The sequence below is a fragment of the Saccharospirillum sp. ABV4_185 genome (genome assembly GCF_056159245.1).
This window is the reverse complement of the sequence record NZ_JBSWUW010000001.1, coordinates 1,237,710-1,253,825: the sequence shown is the minus strand read 5'-3', so window position 1 is coordinate 1,253,825 and position 16,116 is coordinate 1,237,710. Positions and strand designations below refer to the sequence as shown.

Annotated in this window: 16 protein-coding genes; 5 read left to right on the top strand and 11 right to left on the bottom strand. The window is 54.8% G+C overall.

The window, feature by feature from the left end; genetic code table 11:
- The 3 genes from ACXAE6_RS05730 to pip all read right to left on the bottom strand — a co-directional run bounded on the left by ACXAE6_RS05730 (position 1) and on the right by pip (position 3,638).
- Complete coding sequence (locus tag ACXAE6_RS05730) at positions 1-2,037, bottom strand: diguanylate cyclase domain-containing protein (protein WP_475145608.1); 2,037 nt, start codon at positions 2,035-2,037, stop codon at positions 1-3.
- A 188-nt stretch (positions 2,038-2,225) separates the two neighbouring features.
- Positions 2,226-2,666: a D-aminoacyl-tRNA deacylase gene (gene dtd, locus ACXAE6_RS05725; RefSeq protein ID WP_392797568.1), complete on the bottom strand. Its 441-nt coding sequence runs from the start codon at positions 2,664-2,666 to the stop codon at positions 2,226-2,228.
- A 3-nt stretch (positions 2,667-2,669) separates the two neighbouring features.
- Complete coding sequence (gene pip / locus ACXAE6_RS05720; protein WP_475145604.1) at positions 2,670-3,638, bottom strand: prolyl aminopeptidase; 969 nt, start codon at positions 3,636-3,638, stop codon at positions 2,670-2,672.
- Positions 3,639-3,782: 144 nt separating this feature from the next.
- Between pip and ACXAE6_RS05715 the strand changes: the two genes are divergently transcribed.
- Positions 3,783-4,637 carry a cobalamin-binding protein gene (locus ACXAE6_RS05715; protein WP_475145601.1) on the top strand — a complete coding sequence of 285 codons (855 nt, stop codon included), beginning with the start codon at positions 3,783-3,785 and terminating at the stop codon, positions 4,635-4,637.
- Positions 4,638-5,840, top strand: coding sequence for a DUF418 domain-containing protein (locus ACXAE6_RS05710; protein WP_475145600.1), 1,203 nt, complete (start codon positions 4,638-4,640; stop codon positions 5,838-5,840). It abuts the gene before it with no gap.
- Here the strand turns inward: ACXAE6_RS05710 and ACXAE6_RS05705 are convergent.
- The 5 genes from ACXAE6_RS05705 to ACXAE6_RS05685 are packed head-to-tail and all read right to left on the bottom strand — an operon-like array spanning position 5,837 to position 9,723.
- On the bottom strand, positions 5,837-6,508 hold the full coding sequence (locus tag ACXAE6_RS05705; RefSeq protein WP_475145596.1) for an SCO family protein: 672 nt from the start codon (positions 6,506-6,508) through the stop codon (positions 5,837-5,839). The genes ACXAE6_RS05710 and ACXAE6_RS05705 overlap by 4 nt on opposite strands.
- Positions 6,505-7,401, bottom strand: coding sequence for a heme o synthase (gene cyoE, locus ACXAE6_RS05700; RefSeq protein ID WP_475145594.1), 897 nt, complete (start codon positions 7,399-7,401; stop codon positions 6,505-6,507). Before cyoE ends, ACXAE6_RS05705 begins: the two co-directional genes overlap by 4 nt.
- Positions 7,394-8,410 carry a COX15/CtaA family protein gene (locus ACXAE6_RS05695; RefSeq protein ID WP_475145592.1) on the bottom strand — a complete coding sequence of 339 codons (1,017 nt, stop codon included), beginning with the start codon at positions 8,408-8,410 and terminating at the stop codon, positions 7,394-7,396. The genes cyoE and ACXAE6_RS05695 overlap by 8 nt, the downstream gene beginning before the upstream one ends.
- A gap of 9 nt (positions 8,411-8,419) precedes the next feature.
- Positions 8,420-9,010, bottom strand: coding sequence for a hypothetical protein (locus tag ACXAE6_RS05690; protein ID WP_475145589.1), 591 nt, complete (start codon positions 9,008-9,010; stop codon positions 8,420-8,422).
- On the bottom strand, positions 9,010-9,723 hold the full coding sequence (locus ACXAE6_RS05685; protein WP_475145586.1) for an SURF1 family protein: 714 nt from the start codon (positions 9,721-9,723) through the stop codon (positions 9,010-9,012). The genes ACXAE6_RS05690 and ACXAE6_RS05685 overlap by 1 nt, the downstream gene beginning before the upstream one ends.
- Before the next feature lie 33 nt (positions 9,724-9,756).
- On the opposite strand from ACXAE6_RS05685, the gene ACXAE6_RS05680 reads away from it, so the two are divergent.
- A complete protein-coding gene (locus tag ACXAE6_RS05680; RefSeq protein ID WP_392797583.1) occupies positions 9,757-9,981 on the top strand; it encodes a DUF2909 domain-containing protein in 225 nt (74 codons plus the stop codon).
- 39 nt (positions 9,982-10,020) lie between these two features.
- Here the strand turns inward: ACXAE6_RS05680 and ACXAE6_RS05675 are convergent, their stop codons facing one another.
- The 3 genes from ACXAE6_RS05675 to coxB form a co-directional block, all read right to left on the bottom strand.
- Entirely contained in the window at positions 10,021-10,917 is an 897-nt protein-coding gene (locus ACXAE6_RS05675; protein WP_475145582.1) for a cytochrome c oxidase subunit 3, read from the bottom strand.
- 82 nt (positions 10,918-10,999) lie between these two features.
- On the bottom strand, positions 11,000-12,586 hold the full coding sequence (ctaD, locus tag ACXAE6_RS05670) for a cytochrome c oxidase subunit I (protein ID WP_392797587.1): 1,587 nt from the start codon (positions 12,584-12,586) through the stop codon (positions 11,000-11,002).
- A gap of 11 nt (positions 12,587-12,597) precedes the next feature.
- Positions 12,598-13,704 carry a cytochrome c oxidase subunit II gene (gene coxB, locus ACXAE6_RS05665; protein ID WP_475145579.1) on the bottom strand — a complete coding sequence of 369 codons (1,107 nt, stop codon included), beginning with the start codon at positions 13,702-13,704 and terminating at the stop codon, positions 12,598-12,600.
- A gap of 352 nt (positions 13,705-14,056) precedes the next feature.
- Between coxB and ACXAE6_RS05660 the strand changes: the two genes are divergently transcribed.
- Positions 14,057-15,388, top strand: a complete 1,332-nt coding sequence (locus ACXAE6_RS05660) for an MATE family efflux transporter (RefSeq protein WP_475145576.1) — start codon at positions 14,057-14,059, stop codon at positions 15,386-15,388.
- A gap of 128 nt (positions 15,389-15,516) precedes the next feature.
- On the top strand, positions 15,517-16,113 hold the full coding sequence (locus tag ACXAE6_RS05655) for a hypothetical protein (RefSeq protein ID WP_475145574.1): 597 nt from the start codon (positions 15,517-15,519) through the stop codon (positions 16,111-16,113).
- Positions 16,114-16,116 lie beyond the last annotated feature (3 nt).

The window sequence follows — 16,116 nt, the reverse complement described above, 5'->3', positions numbered from 1 at the left end:
TCAGCCCAGTTTTTTAGCATCCGCAAAGGCCACACCACCTTTACCAGAGCGTTTAATGTCGTACATAGCCTGGTCGGCATGATGCATCAGTTCATCCAGGCTCTGACCGTGGTCTTCGTACTTGGCCACACCGATGCTGGCCGATAAGTGCAGCGTGTCATCACCAATCTTCAGCGGCTGTTCGATGACCGACAGAATACGTTTAACAAACCCACTCACCTGCTGAGCCGGCTGCATATCATCAATGATGATAATAAATTCATCGCCTCCTACCCGAGCCGCAAAATCCGCTTTTCGCAGCGACTGCGACAAGCGCTTGCCCAACACCACCAATACCTGATCACCAATACGATGACCATGACGATCGTTGATCGGTTTGAAGCCATCCAGATCAATATAAACCAGGTAAAAGGTTCGGCGAGCCTCGGCCGCATCCTGAATCTTGGCATCCACAAATTCGGACAACAGCCGCCGGTTAGGCAAGCCGGTCAGGGTATCGTGGTGCGCCATATGTTCGATCCGTGCCTGAGCCGTTTCCATTTGGGTTTTTTCATGGGTCAGCGCCTGGTTCAATTCAAACAAGCGTTGATGGCTGACGGCGTTACTCAGAGTAATGGCAACAAATGGCGCCAATGATTTCAGCAGCTCCAACTCTTCCTGGCTGAAACGGTCGGCAAACCGGCTCTGCAGCGAGAATAACCCCAGCACCTGGCGATTGTGCACTAACGGCATAAACAGTTGGCTGCGCGGCAAAATCTGACTGTCGCCGACCCAGTTAACGCCGGCTTTACCGGTTTCATCGCCGACAAGAATAGGATCGCCACTGCGAGCGGTTTGCACCGCCCGGCTCTCAGTTACCCGATAAGGAATGCAATAAGCCGGAACCGGCTGGCCATTGTCGATGATGCTGACAAACTCAACGCCTTGGCGAGCCGGGTGATTTAACGCCAGAGAAACAAAGTGCACATCCAGACGCTGGGAGACGATGTCGTACAGCTTGGGCGCGATGTCTTCCAACGCCAGGGTCGACGCCAGCTCACGCGATAAGTCATTAATCAACTGCAGTCGCGCCTGGGTGGCTTTCAGTAAACGGTTCTCGTGATCGGTGATCTGGTTTTCCAGGCGTTGTTCATCAATCTTGGCTTGCAGTTGCCGCACCTCAAATTGCCGGCGCATATCCTGGTCCTGCAGCTTACGCTCAACATCCAGAGCCCGGCGCAGAACGCGCATCGAGGCCTGATACTTGCCACCTTGCTCCAGACAGATCGACAAGACTTCCAACGCCCGCAGCTGAGTGAGGCTGAACGTCGGTGTGGCTGATCGCTTCAAACCAGTACGAACCGCCATAACCGCCAAAGCGAAACGCCCCTGACTGGCGCGAACTTTAGCCAGCTCGATATAAGCCGACAAACCCGACACACCTTCGCGATCAAACTCAGGGTGGTCGATTGTTACCATTAAAGTGGTTTCAGCCTCAACCAACCGACCCTGTAATCGCTGACAGCGCGCTACGGCAATCAACGCCTGAATTTCCAGATGCCAGTAATTTAACTGCTGAGCAAACTTTAACGCCGCGCGGCAGCCCAGAAGGGCATCATCGAATGCAGAGCGCTTGGAATGCAGGTTGGCCTGCAACAGTGCGGCTTCCCCCAGGTTTTCCAGCGACACCTCGCGAGTATCGCTGCCCAGGGCACGGTTAAGCAGCCGCTCGGCGGTATCCAGATCATCGGTTTGGAAGTGCAGCAGCGCCTGATTTAACAAAGCCGCAAAGATGCCGTTGCTATTACCAACCTGCTGATTCAGCTCGAGAGAACGTTCGTAATAACGCTCAGCCAAACCATATCGGCCCAGGTTGTAATAGGCCATGCCAATGCCATTGCAGATCCGCATCGTCGGATCCACCGCATTGAGGCGCTCAGCCAGCGCCAGCGCATTGGAGAAAAGCGTCAGTGATTTGAGATATTCGCCTTGGAAGATCAGGCACCAGCCGGAATGGAAATCGAGCTCTATGCTCTCCTGTTCGGACGGTTCGACCATTGTTCGAGCCTGGTCGATCAAAGTCTGGGCGGCCAAAGGGTCGCTAACCATTTGTGCCCAGGCTGTTTTCAACAGCTGTCCGAAGTCGCGGCCGGATGACGTCACCGGTTAAACCTTTTCCTGATCATCCGTTCAGTTTAGTCCAATCCATGCCCCGGCGACGACCAAAAGGTGTCGCTTGCGTCCTGTCAGTTCACTTCTAACAGGAATGTCACCGGCCCATCGTTGAGCAGTTCGATCTGCATATTGGCGCCAAATTGCCCAGTCTGGACCCGGTCATACTGGTGGCGAATCTGAGCCACCAAAGCATCAAAGATGCGTTCACCATCGGCCGGTGGCGCCGCCGAAGTGAAGCTGGGCCGCAAACCTTTATTGGTATCGGCTGAGAGCGTGAACTGTGAGACGAGCAGCAAGGCGCCGCCAATGTCCTGGACATTGAGGTTCATGCGGTCTTCGGCATCGGCAAAGATGCGGTAGTTCAACAGCTTGTGCGCCATCTTTTCAACCCGGTCGATCTCATCGCCTTTATCGATGCCGACCAACACCAGCATGCCCTGGTCGATAGCCGCAATGGATTCTCCGTCAACCTCAACGCCGGCGTGACGGACCCGTTGTATCAGTGCTTTCATCGCTCAAGCCTCCTCATCACCCTGACCAAAGCGTTGTGCAACGTTCTGGGTGGCGCGAATCAGGGCGTCGACCATGGCCGGATCAAAACCTGAATGTCCGCCTTCGCGCACCAGGTCCAGCTCAGCATCCGGCCATTGCTGCGCCAACTGCCAGGCCTGGTCCGGCGGGCAAACCATGTCATAGCGACCCTGAACGATATAGCCGGGAATGCCCGCCAAACGGTGCGCCTGCTGTAACAGCTGGTCCGGCTGCATAAAAAACTGATGCTGAATGTAGTGGCAGGTAATGCGCGCCAAACTGAGCGCGACATGCGTCGAGGTGAAGTAATCCAGCGACTGTTGGCTCGGTCGCAAGGACGCATTGACCGCCTCCCAACGCGCCCAGGCTTTGGCAGCGCCCACTCGCGCCAGATCGTTGCTGCCATTGAACAGTTCGGCGTAGGCATCGATCAAAGCTCGACCGGTCAAACCTGATACCGGTTCGATAAAGCGCGCCCACTCTTCCGGAAAATAGCGACCCGCACCACCGCCATACAGCCAGTCAACATCCAGCGGCCGGCCGAGAAAGACGCCACGCAGTACTAATGCCCGGCAGCGATGCGGATAGGTTTGAGCGTACAACAGCGACAGGGTTGCGCCCCAGCTGCCACCAAACAACACCCAGCTTTCCAGGCCGAGATGCTGGCGCAGGGCTTCCAAATCCTCGACCAGGTGCTGACTGTCGTTCTGATTCAATTCGGCGTGCGGTTCTGAACGACCCGCCCCCCGCTGATCGTAGAGAATGATATGAAAGTGTTCCGGATCGAAAAATCGCCGCAGCTGCTCAGAAAATCCAGCGCCGGGACCGCCGTGAACCACGACCACCGGCAAGGCTCCCGCTGTGCCAGCCTGCTCAACATAGAGGCGATGACCGTCACTGACGCTTAGCCACTGGCGATCAAAGGGGCGAATCTCAGGATAGAGTGGCAGCATCTGTAGATCCTCAACGGCAGTGCTGCCGCATCATGACACAGCCCCTCCGGACTGCCCAGCCTACCTTGATGGCGCGGTTGGCATTGCCTAGTATCGAGCGACCCGGCCCAAGCTGCGGCCTTGCCTCCTAGTTTAAGAGTTGTCATGAGAATCTTACTGCTGTGTTTTTGTGTCTTGATCGGCCAGGTCTCTGCCGAGATTCGTTTAACCGATGATCTAGGTCGCACTGTACAGCTTGAGGCGCCAGCCCAGGGAGTGATCAGTCTGGTTCCCCACGCCACCGAATTGCTTTACGACATCAACGCTCAGGATCAGTTAATCGCCACGGTCCGCTATGCCGACTATCCCGAAGCCGCCAAAGCCAAGCCCAGAGTTGGGGATTACAACAGCCTGAACAGCGAGGCCATCCTGATGCTCGAGCCCGACCTCATCATTGCTTACCCAACAGGCCCCGCTCGCGCTCAGGTGGATCGGCTTATCGAACTGGGCATTCCGGTGTTTTTCAGCGATCCACAGCGCTTCGATGCCATTGCCCAGGCGATGCGCGATCTTGGGCAACTGACCGCCCAGGTCGACAGTGCCAACGCCGCGGCCAGCGATTTCGAAGCCGCTATCGCAGCATTGCAACAACGCTATGCGAACCGATCCGAACTGAGCGTCTTTTACGAAGTCTGGCATGAGCCCATCTATACCCTGAATGGCGATTCCTATATCAGCGATGTGATCGAACTGTGCGGCGGCCGGAATGTTTTCGCCGATCTGCCAGTGCTGTCGCCTCAGGTCAGTCTGGAGGCGGTCTTTGCGGCCAATCCAGATGTGATCGTGACCGACAGCCCGGACTTGTGGCGTCAGTGGACCCAATTGCAGGCGGTTCAGACAGATGCACTGATCAGTACCGATGCCGATGTACTGCATCGGCCCACACCCAGCCTGCTGATTGGCGCCAACCAACTCTGTATCGATCTGCAGCGGATTCGCACCACCAGCGGGGCGCAGTAATTGACTGCAAATGGAAACAGCCCGGCAATCAGTCAGCGATTGGCGTTTATTGATGGCTTACGCGGCATCGCTATCCTCGGCATCCTGATCATGAATATTCAAGCTTTTGCCCGGGTCGAGCGCGCCTACTTAATACCCAACATCCTTGAGCCATTGTCGTTGGCCGACCGTTGGTTACATGCCTTGGGCTATTTTTTTGCCGAGCAGGTTTTTGTCAGCCTGCTGTCTTGTCTCTTTGGCATCGGCATCTGGGTATTGGCCGAGCGTAATCTGGCCGCCGAACAAAACCCGGTTAAACAACAACGCCGAAGAAGTCTGGGTCTGTTAGTGATTGGGCTGATCCACGCCTATCTGATCTGGAGCGGCGATATTCTGGTCGCCTATGCCATTGCTGCCTGGATCCTGGCTCCCGCTGTCTATTGGAAAACCCGTACGCAGTTACAAGTTGGATTGGCTTTTTTGGCATTTATCCCCGCGCTGAGCCTACTGGAAATGAGCCTGGTTCCTGCAGAAGTACGAGGTGCAGCTTATGCTGCCGACCCCCAGGCTTTGCAAACTGAGATCAATGCCTTGCTCGGCAGTTGGTGGGATAACCAGCATTGGCGCTTCGAACGAACGCTGAAGTCGCATTATCTGGGGCTGCCATTTGGCACCTTCTGGTTTGTCTCCGGCTGGATGTTGATTGGTATGGCCTTATACCGTCTGGGTCTGGCGGCCGGACAATGGTCATCTCAGCGCTACCTCTTACTGCTAAGCATTATTTTGCCATCTGGGTTGCTGTTAAAAGCGCTGGGTTACCTCTATCAAGCCGGCAGCAATTTTGATCCAGCACGAATGGTTGTGGGGCGCGGCTTTTTCAGCTACTTCGGTGCCGCTTGTCTCTGCCTGAGCATTCTATGCCTGGCGATACTGTTCTGGCGGCGATGGCCGCAACATGGTTTAGCACGTCTGTTGGAAGCCATTGGCAAGACAGCACTGAGTAATTACCTGCTGCAAAGCGTGATCGCGACGACGCTGTTCTATGGCTTTGGATTGGGTTGGTTTGAGCAACTGTCTTTTAGTCAGTTGGTTTTGGTAACAATTGGCATCTGGATGGCAAACGCCGTGTTGACGACGCTGTGGCTGCGGACTTTCCGGCTGGGTCCAACGGAATGGTTATGGCGCTGGCAGAGCCGGGGACAAGCCCCGGCGTTAAAACGTTAGTCGTTTTCGATCAACAAACGCATCACTTCGCGATATTGCTGTGGGCTGTGCGGTGGGCGAATCAACGCAACATATTCACCGTCAGGATTTATCACCGCCTGGTTGTCACTGTGGGCAACGGTGTAAACATCACCGTCACCTTCCGGATAGAACACTGTATTGAGCTGGCGCGCCAAAGGCTGAATGGCATTGGCCTCATCGCCGGTCAGACCGATAAAGTCCGCGTGAAAGAAGGGTACGTACTGGGCCAGGCGATCGGCTGAATCCCGAGCCGGGTCGACGGTGATCATCCATACGTCCAACTGCTCACTCAGTCCATCGTCGGTCAAACCGCGGTAGGCATTTGCCAGGTCGGCCATATTGGTCGGGCAGATATCCGGGCAAAAGGTGTAACCGAAATTGATCAATCGCCACTGGCCATCATCCAACTGGCCGGTCTGGATAGTAGCGCCGTTATGATCGATCAATTCAACCGCTGGCACCGGGCGCGGATCTTCAAAATAGAGCGTATTGTGCGCTTCCAAAGCGCTGACCAGGTCCGGTCCCGCCAGGGTGGTTCTTAGAATGGCGGCGACAAAAACAACCATCACAATCGCAAACAGAATTAACGCGGTTCTGAGTGCACCACGGCGCTGTTGGTCAGCGCCGGTTTTTGGACTCGATGTCATAACCAGGCTCTTACGCTGTAATCAACCAATAAGGCGACAAAGAGTAACAGCAGATAGGTGATGGAAAAACGAAAGGATCCCCAGGCCGCGTCCGGACGGCGATCGGTCAACAACCACCAGTTCCATTGCAGATAACGCGCACCCAATACAAAGGCACACAGAGCGTAAATCGGACCGGCCTTCAAAGTCGCGAATGGCAACATGGAAATCGCTAACAGCAACCACGAATACAGCCAGACATTGATCTTGGTATAGGCCACACCATGAGTCACCGGCATCATCGGAACATCCGCATTTTGATAGTCTTTAATGCGGTGAATAGCCAGCGCCCAGAAATGCGGTGGCGTCCAGGCGAAGATAATCAGCACCAGCAGCAACGGCATGGCGCCAATCTGACCGGAAACGCTGGTCCAGCCTAATAAAGGTGGCATAGCACCGGCCAAACCACCGATCACAATGTTCTGCGGCGTCGCTCGTTTTAAGAAGACCGTATAGATGACAGCGTAGCCAACCATGGACGCCAGCGTCAGCCAGGCGGTCAGAGCATTGACCCAGGCATAGAGCATAACGAAGCCAGCGACCGTCAAGCTGGCGGCAAAGGCCAGCCCCTGATTCAGACTGACCCGACCAGTGGCCATGGGACGACGGTGAGTGCGCGCCATACGCTGATCGAGCTGACGATCCAGCATATGATTGAAAGCCGCGCCCGCCGCCGCGAGCGCTGCGATACCCAGAGTGCCGATTACCATCCCAAGGGCGGCGCCATCAGCTTTGGGCGCCAAGGCCATTCCGACCCAGGCGGTAATTAACATCAACAGGACCACCTTGGGTTTGGTCATCTCCAGGAAGTCACGCCAGCTGGGTAACTTCTGAACCGCGCTCACTTTAGACATGGTTCGCCTCCCGATATAACTCATAGTTCACTGTCACCAGTGTGGCCAATAGTATGGCGCCGAAGAGGTTATGCAGCACGGCTACAGCCAATGGCAGAGCAAAAACCACATTACTGACACCCAGACTGATTTGGGCAATTAACACCAAGGCAAGGCCACTGGCCAAGGCCGCAAACCGAGCCTTAAACAACCGCAACACCAACCAGGCCACCACCAGCAAGGTCACCAATGCGCCGATTCGGTGAGCCAGGTGGATTGCCGTTCGGGATGGTATATCCAAATGCCCACCCAAATAGTTCGGCCCGATGGGATGCGCCAGATCAAAGCCGGCGACAAAATCAGTTTGCGGTAAGATTTGCGATTGGCACAACGGAAAGTCCGGACACGCCAGAGCGGCATAATTCGATGTCACCCAACCGCCGAGAAAAATCTGCACGACGACGACAGTCAACGCCAACGCAGCCAGGCCACGGGGCAGGGCGCGCTGTTGCAGCGAAAACAGCTGAATAGGGCGCGAACCACCCAAGCGCAGTGTCAGTAGCCAAAGCAGCGAGAAGGTTAGGAAGCCACCCAGTAAGTGAGCGGTTACTACTTGAGGCCAAAGCCGCAGCGTTACCGTCCAGGCACCAAAGGCGCCTTGCAGTATAACCAAAGCCAACAGCAATAATGGCAACTTCAGCGGCTGACCGGGGTATTTACGATTACGGATAGACACCACCACCAACGCGATGATCAACAAGCCCAGCGTCGAAGCCAGGTAACGGTGCACCATTTCCGGCCAGGTTTTTTCCAGATCGACCGGCAGTTCCGGATAGGCGTCATTGGCAGCGCTGATTTCAGCGTCGCTTTGCGGCGCCCAGACATGACCATAGCAGGTTGGCCAATCGGGACAGCCAAGGCCGGCATCCACCAGCCGGGTAAAAGCACCTAACACCACAACGGCGATGGCAAAACAGGTTGCGAAAGCGGCCAGTCGAAAACCGGGCTTGGCATTTTTCAGTGACAACATGCACAGCTCCTAGCCAATCGTTGACAGGTCCAGCAGTGTTTCCATATCCGCCAGTTGATCTTTGTAGTCGTTACCGGGGGTGAAGTAGAGCGGCACGTTGCCCAGAGGGTCGACAATAAAGACGAAATCGCGCGCGCCAAAATCGGCAGGCACACGTTCCAGCAAGGCGGCACTGTAATCCTGCGGCTGATGTTGTTGAACATCCAGTCCTGGATACTCGCTTTCCAAACCACTCAGTCCCGAGGTTGAAGTCAACAACAAACGCTTCATGCGCGGCTCGTCTTTGCCCAAAGACACATGAATCTGGCGCTGCGTATGAACGCGTTCCAGACAGCTCTGCTGGCAATCAAAGGACGTCTGCACCATCAGCCACTGGCGTTCGGGATTCACGGCGTCAATTTCCAGACCCAGATCGGAAAGCTGCAATACCGGATCCAACAGCACGCCGCGGTTAACCCGAGAGTCCGGCACCAGCCAGCCCGAGTAATAAAGTCCTGTTGCAGACGCCATTACAATCAAGGGAGTCAGCAGGATAATCAGCAACTGCAGGCGACTGTAGTTTGTGGAAGAGTGAGTACTCGCTCCGGTCGCTTTGCTCATTATTGGTCTTCCTCTTGCCGGGTATGTTTCACGGTTCTGGCGAGACGCCTCCCCGCATACAAATACATCAACAACAACGCTGCGGCCATGGCAAACCATTGCACGGCGTAACCACGATGACGCTCCGCTGTCATAACAATTGGCATCCAGATTACCGGACCCACGCCCGCCTGGCCGGGCAATAACTGCAGTAATCCAAGCGGCTTAGCCCGCCCCAGTTGTTCTGCCATAACATCGGGGTCGATCGATTGAATAACCTGTGGCCAGTGGCGCGCTATGTCAGTGTCCGCCAGGACAACCGATTGGCTTAACGGCCTTGCCTGCGCCAACCAGGGACGTCTGGTCTCGGGTAGGTCGAGCTGCGGTAATCGGTCCCGGCTGGCGGTTGCTGCAATCCAGCCGGCCGAAGCCAAATACCAGCCATCGTCAGTCAGCATCGGCGCCCAGACTTCATAGCCAGCCTGACCCTGATGAGTCCGGTTATCGAGCAGCCAAAGGTGGTCGCCATCCAACTGGCCAGTCAGTTGGTAATGTTGATATAACTGCGGTGAGGCCCCGCTGGGTAATAGCTCAACCTGACGACCGGCCTCGATGCTGGCACCTAGCTGGGCTTTTTGTTCGGCTCTGTTAAGCTGCCAAATGCCCAGGCTGATAAAAACCGGCAAAAAAACAGCAACAAAAACGGTCAACAGCCACCCGGGGCGAAAGCTCAACATCCCTTCCAACCAATCAAGAGGGCCTGTCCAATGGCGCTATTGTTAAAAGTCGTGCTCATACTGCTGATTATCGCCATGTTGGTCTCCCTCAGTGGTGCCCTGACCTCCTTATTCAGAGACGACGCCGAATCAACACGGCTGGTCAAATTGCTGACCATTCGCGTCAGTCTGGCCGCTTTGATAGTGGTTGTACTGATCATTGGTTTTGTGACTGGCGAGCTGTCTCAACAAGCGCCTTGGGTTGGCCAGTACTGAGGTTTAAAAAGGCGGCCTTGGCCGCCTTTTATTACGTCATCAAATCCAATAGACCAAGACGAAAAGACACAACCAGACCACGTCGACAAAGTGCCAATACCAGGCCGACGCCTCGAAGCCAAAATGATCATCCGGTTTGAAGTGTCCGCGCAGCGCCCGCAGGAACTGAACAATCAACATCAAGGTACCGATGGTAACGTGAGCACCGTGAAAGCCGGTCAACATAAAGAAGGTTGAGCCGTAAATACCGCTATCGAGCGTCAAGCCCAGATGGGTATAGGCCTCAATGTACTCTTCGGCCTGCAGCACCAGGAAAGCAATACCCAGCAAAATAGTAATGCCCAACCAGACCTTCAACTGAGTCCGGTGTTGTGCTCTTAAGGCATGGTGGGCAATGGTCAGCGTGACGCTGGAAACCACCAGAATGATGGTATTGATCAGCGGCAAGCCGAAGGCATGAATGACTTCCTCCGGCGCTTGGAAAACTGAATTGTCCGGGTTGTGCAGCAACGGCCAACTGAATTCAAAACCCGGATACAGATAGTTGGAGACGCCTTTGGCACCTTCACCACCCAGCCAGGGGCCGACCAGATTACGCACATAAAACAGCGCGCCAAAAAAGGCGGCAAAGAACATCACTTCCGAGAAAATAAACCAGCCCATGCCCCAGACATAAGATTGCTTAAGCTGCGGACTGTTCAGGCCAGCATGGTTTTCCCGAATGACTTCACTGAACCAGTTGTAGAGCACAAAGGCCAAAACGGCGAAGCCGGCAATAAAAAACCACTGGGCATTGGATTCGGTAGCGCCATTAGACATATCTCGCAACATGCTGCCCAAACCGAAGACGGTGAGGAACATGGCGAAGGCCATCCAAATCGGCAAGCGACTTTGCGCTGGCACGTAGTAGTGTTCGTGATTGGCACTGCTGGACATAGCAATCTCCACTTATTCTTATTCGCCCGGCCGACCATCGGCCGGGGTTCAAAGCCTGACCACCGCAGCGGTCAGCGCGCTGTCAATCGATCTTCGGTGGTGTCGAAAAGGTGTGATAAGGCGCTGGAGAATCCACCGTCCATTCCAAACCTTCTGCGCCGTCCCAGGGTTTCGCCGGCGCTGGTTTACCCGCTACGACGGTATTAACGACGATATAAAGGAACAGCAGTTGGCTGGCACCAAAGAGGAAGCCACCCATGCTCGAGATCATATTGAAGTCGGCAAATTGCAGGGCGTAATCCGGAATGCGTCGCGGCATGCCCGCCAGACCGAGAAAGTGCTGCGGGAAGAACAGGACGTTTACACCAACGAAGCTCAGCCAGAAATGCACCTTGCCCAGCGTTTCGTTGTACATCTTGCCGCTCCACTTGGGCAGCCAATAGTAGACGGCCGCCATAATGGAGAAGACCGCACCCGGCACCAGCACATAGTGGAAGTGAGCCACAACAAAGTAGGTGTCGTGATACTGGAAGTCGGCCGGAGCCATTGCCAGCATCAAGCCGGAAAAACCACCAATGGTGAACAGAATGACGAAACAGACCGCGAACAACATCGGCGTTTCAAAGGTCATCGAGCCACGGAACATGGTGGTCACCCAGTTAAACACCTTCACGCCGGTCGGAATCGCAATCAGCATGGTCGACCACATAAAGAAAGCTTCACCCAGGAAAGGGATACCCACGGTGAACATGTGGTGCGCCCAGACAATAAAACTGAGGAAAGCGATCGATGCCGTGGCGTAAACCATGGACGAATAGCCAAACAGTCGTTTGCGGGCAAAGGCAGGAATGATCGCCGAGACAATACCAAAGGCCGGCAGGATCATGATGTAGACCTCAGGGTGCCCGAAGAACCAGAACACATGCTGGAACAATACCGGCGAACCACCACCGGCGGCATTAAAGAAGGCCGTTCCGAAGTGGATGTCCATCAACATCATGGTGACCACACCGGCAAGCACCGGCATCACCGCAATCAGCAGATAAGCGGTGATCAACCAGGTCCAGACGAACAGCGGCATCTTCATCAGCGTCATGCCAGGGGCGCGCATGTTCAAAATGGTCGCGATGATATTGATCGCGCCCATAATCGAAGAAGCACCCATGATATGAATGGCGAAAATAAAGAAGGTCACGCTGTCAGGCGCATAGGTCGTCGACAGTGGTGCGTAGAAGGTCCAGCCAAAGTTGGGCGCACCACCATCCATAAAGAGGGTGGACGCCAACATGGCAAAGGCAAACGGCAGGATCCAGAAGCTGAGATTGTTCATCCGTGGCAACGCCATATCTGGCGCGCCGACCATCATCGGGATCATCCAGTTGGCCAGACCAACAAAGGCCGGCATCACCGCACCAAACACCATGATCAGACCATGCATGGTGGTCATCTGGTTAAAGAATTCCGGCTGCACCAACTGCAGGCCCGGCTGGAAAAGTTCTGCCCGGATCACCATGGCGAATGAGCCGCCCAGCAGGAACATGGCAAAACTGAACCACAGATACATCGTGCCGATGTCTTTATGGTTGGTGGTATAGAGCCAGCGCGTTATGCCCTTGGCCGGCCCGTGATGTGCGTGATCATGATCATGATCGTGGGTAGTAGTGGTCATGTCACTGCTCCTTATTCGCCGGCACTGAGGTTGAGGATTTCAACAGGTTCGACCATATCGCCCATGCTGTTACCCAACGCATTTCGCTCAAACGTCACAACCGCAGCCAGATCGACCGGGCTCAACTGATCACCAAAGGCCTGCATTGCAGTACCCGGCTTGCCGTGGAAAACGATGTCGATGTGATCCTGAATATCACCCGTGGCGATCGGGCTGCCGGTCAGTGCCGGGAAAGTACCTGGAATACCGCTGCCGTCCGGTTGGTGACAGGAGGCACAGGCCGACTGATAAACACCCCGGCCGCGTTCGACCAGTTGCTCCACCGTCCATTCCTGATTGGTCAGTTCAGCCACCTGGCGGGCTTCTTCCTGCTTACCGGCCAGCCATTCATCAAACTCAGCTTGCGGTACGGCTTCAACCACGACCGGCATAAAGCCATGATCGCGGCCACATAACTCGGTGCATTGGCCACGATAGGTACCCGGTTCATTAATGACCGTCCAGGCTTCGTTGGCCATGCCGGGAATCGCATCTTTCTTAACAGCGAGATCTGGCACCCACCAGGAATGGATCACATCCGCTGCGGTCAGAACAAAACGCACCTTTTGGCCCACCGGCAGCACCAGTGGCTGATCGACTTCGAGCAGGTAGTTTTCATTCTTGGCGAGACGGTTATTGATTTCATCTCGGGAGGTGGCAAGGCTGGAGAAGTAGTCGACTTCGGCGTCCGGGTCGGCTTCATTGACGTAGCGATAACGCCAGCGCCATTGATAACCGGTAACCTCCACCGTCATGTCCGCATTGTCGACGTCATACATATCGGCCAGGGTAAAGGTCGCCCGCACACCGACGGCAAAAATGACGACAGCCGGGATCAATGTCCAGGCCAACTCGACTTTGGTACTTTCGTGGAAATTAGCGGATACCGCGCCTTTTGATTTGCGATGTTTGAACATCGCATAGAACATCACCCCGAACACGGCGATGCCAATAATCACGCATACCCAGAAAATGAGCATGTGCAGGCCATAGACTTCCTGACTGATGTCCGTCACACCCTTGGGCATGTTGAATTGCCAGTCAGCTTGGGCCGCAGACCCCACAAGCAGTGCAGCCATAACGGCACCTGCACGAAGCAGCCTTCTCTGCATCCTTCACCTCTGCCTTGTTATTGTAGTTGGGCGTTACCGAGTGAAGCTTACTTAATGTTTCAAACCCGCATTCCGACACTACTCATTTTCCAGCTCGCTGTTATTGCCAAACACAGCCGGAAATGAAGACGTCATTCGGGCGCTGTCCCGGTTACCCAGATTCAGAAACGGTCGAAGTCAGTATAAACACGGTTGTTTTTAAAACCCAAGCGTCGGGTGCGCTCGGGCTCCTTCCAACCGCTCTACTTTGATCCTATTTCATTTGTAAAAACAAGGCGTTAGTTGGATCATCACCGGACTATTTTTTTGCGACATCCCGATGATTTCGATTCCCACCACCGCTTGGCACAGAACCTGGTCACTGATGTGGCCGGTCATGTTGGCCAACGCCTCCATGCCCCTACTGGGTTTAGTGGATACCGCCGTTCTGGGTCATTTGGATGACAGCGTTTATCTCGCAGGCGTCGCGCTCGGTTCCAGTTTAATGGCGTTTGTGTTCTGGGGGTTCAATTTTCTATCGATGGGCCTGTCCGGCTTCACCTCTCAGGCTTATGGCGCACGCAGCCCCTCTTTACTGAGAACCCAACTGGCTCAATACAGCCTGGTCGCCCTGCTGCTGATCAGCCTGGTGCTTGCTGTGCATCCCTGGCTGATTACTGCCGGCCTCAATTTTATGGATGCTTCGAGTGCCGCGACTGAAGAAGCCCATCTTTATTTAAGCATTCGTGTCTGGGGCGTGCCGGCGCAAATATTCAATACCATGCTGCTCGGTTTCTTCACCGGCATGCAGAACACCCGCATCAGTCTCTACACCGTCTCCCTGGCGCAGATGGTCAATCTGGTGCTGGATGTGATTCTGGTTTACGGCTTTGGGTTAACCACCGCCGGTATTGCGCTGGGCACCGTATTAAGTGAATACCTGGCGCTGGCCTTGGTGCTGCTGATGCTCAAACGCACACTCAGACGGCTTGATCCTGGTCTGGATCGGGCGCTGCTGCGACGGCTCAGTGCCTACAAAGCCATTTTTACCGTCAGCGCCAGTCTGTTTCTACGTACCTTTTTATTACTCAGTGGTTTTGCCTGGTTCAATCGCATGGGCGCCCAATTCGGTAACGATGTATTAGCTGCAAACGCCATTTTGCTAACCTTTCTGACGCTGATCTCCAATACGCTCGATGGCAGTGCAGCCGCCTCCGAAGCTCAGGTTGGGCTGGCCATCGGTCGTGGCCGTACCGATCAACTGCGCACCGTCCTGTGGACGACTGGCCTGGCGGCCCTGGCGCTGATGACCGTGATGAGTCTGTGCTTCGCTTTGGGTGGAGGTTTGATCATCGATTTATTGACCGGCCAGGCCCAACTGGAGCAGTTGGCGCGTCACTATCTGCCATGGATCGTGGCGTTGCCGCTGGCTGGGGGGCTCGCATTCTGGCTGGATGGCGTCTTTATAGGCGCCCGCATGACCCAGCAGATGCGCAATGGCGTGATCTTTGGTTTCGCGTTGTTTCTCGGCTCCAGCTTTATTCTGCCGCCGACCAACCACTGGCTCTGGTTTGGTTTTTCATTGCTGTTCGTCGGACGCTCAATCTGGATGCTCAGTGTCTTCCGTCTGTATTTAATTCCTAAAATTCGACAGGCAAAAAAAGCACCTTAAACTACACTTATTCGCATCATTCAATCGAGACTGCTGCTTTGCCGCATACCACCCAGTCCCAATCTGAATTGCGCGACCCCAGAATTCTGTCCGTAATCGACCGCCAACCCTTTGAAGAGTCAGCGACCATGCCGTCGAGCCGTATCAATAGGGCACTGCAACAAGCGTTGAATGCGCCCGATGGCGCACAGAATATGGCCCGATTTATCGCCACCTTTCAGCGCAAACATCCGCAATTATTGACAGCGGAGCAGGGCGATATTGAGCATCGGCTGTCGGAATTTCTAACCGACTATGTCCGCTTATTGCCGGTGCTGTTGGTAGAAGTGGATCAGGCGTGCCAATCGCTGAATATTGCCAGCGTCAGTCAGCAGTTATTAATCATTCTGGACCAGTTTTTCGCCGCCATTGAACCGTCTCGTTTTGATTATGGCTTGGTCGGCGTACTGGATAAGGTGTATTTCGGACATCGATTGGTGGAAGAACTGCACGATCAGCTGTTAATGCGACACGGACAACCTTTGATCAGCTGGGACACAACGCTGGCGAATCTGCTGGTGCATACACTGATCGGCGACAGCTATGCCACCCGCCTGGATATGACAGCACAGGAAATTGTTGGTTACTTGCCGGCTGCTGATAGCGCAGCGACACCCGGTGCCAATGGCCATATCCATTGGCCCTGCCTGGTGCATGAACACGGGTTGCGTCTGTTACTGAGTTAGAAA

What these genes read in the sequence shown, in the direction of transcription:
- pip (WP_475145604.1), bottom strand. Translation starts at nt 3,638, where the DNA reads ATGCTGCCACTCTATCCTGAGATTCGCCCCTTTGATCGCCAGTGGCTA.
- cyoE (WP_475145594.1), bottom strand. Translation starts at nt 7,401, where the DNA reads ATGTCTAAAGTGAGCGCGGTTCAGAAGTTACCCAGCTGGCGTGACTTC.
- dtd (WP_392797568.1), bottom strand. Translation starts at nt 2,666, where the DNA reads ATGAAAGCACTGATACAACGGGTCCGTCACGCCGGCGTTGAGGTTGAC.
- ACXAE6_RS05730 (WP_475145608.1), bottom strand. Translation starts at nt 2,037, where the DNA reads ATGGTCGAACCGTCCGAACAGGAGAGCATAGAGCTCGATTTCCATTCC.
- ACXAE6_RS05690 (WP_475145589.1), bottom strand. Translation starts at nt 9,010, where the DNA reads ATGAGCAAAGCGACCGGAGCGAGTACTCACTCTTCCACAAACTACAGT.
- ACXAE6_RS05660 (WP_475145576.1), top strand. Translation starts at nt 14,057, where the DNA reads ATGATTTCGATTCCCACCACCGCTTGGCACAGAACCTGGTCACTGATG.
- coxB (WP_475145579.1), bottom strand. Translation starts at nt 13,704, where the DNA reads ATGGCTGCACTGCTTGTGGGGTCTGCGGCCCAAGCTGACTGGCAATTC.
- ACXAE6_RS05680 (WP_392797583.1), top strand. Translation starts at nt 9,757, where the DNA reads ATGGCGCTATTGTTAAAAGTCGTGCTCATACTGCTGATTATCGCCATG.
- ACXAE6_RS05705 (WP_475145596.1), bottom strand. Translation starts at nt 6,508, where the DNA reads ATGACATCGAGTCCAAAAACCGGCGCTGACCAACAGCGCCGTGGTGCA.
- ACXAE6_RS05675 (WP_475145582.1), bottom strand. Translation starts at nt 10,917, where the DNA reads ATGTCCAGCAGTGCCAATCACGAACACTACTACGTGCCAGCGCAAAGT.
- ACXAE6_RS05655 (WP_475145574.1), top strand. Translation starts at nt 15,517, where the DNA reads ATGCCGTCGAGCCGTATCAATAGGGCACTGCAACAAGCGTTGAATGCG.
- ctaD (WP_392797587.1), bottom strand. Translation starts at nt 12,586, where the DNA reads ATGACCACTACTACCCACGATCATGATCATGATCACGCACATCACGGG.
- ACXAE6_RS05715 (WP_475145601.1), top strand. Translation starts at nt 3,783, where the DNA reads ATGAGAATCTTACTGCTGTGTTTTTGTGTCTTGATCGGCCAGGTCTCT.
- ACXAE6_RS05695 (WP_475145592.1), bottom strand. Translation starts at nt 8,410, where the DNA reads ATGTTGTCACTGAAAAATGCCAAGCCCGGTTTTCGACTGGCCGCTTTC.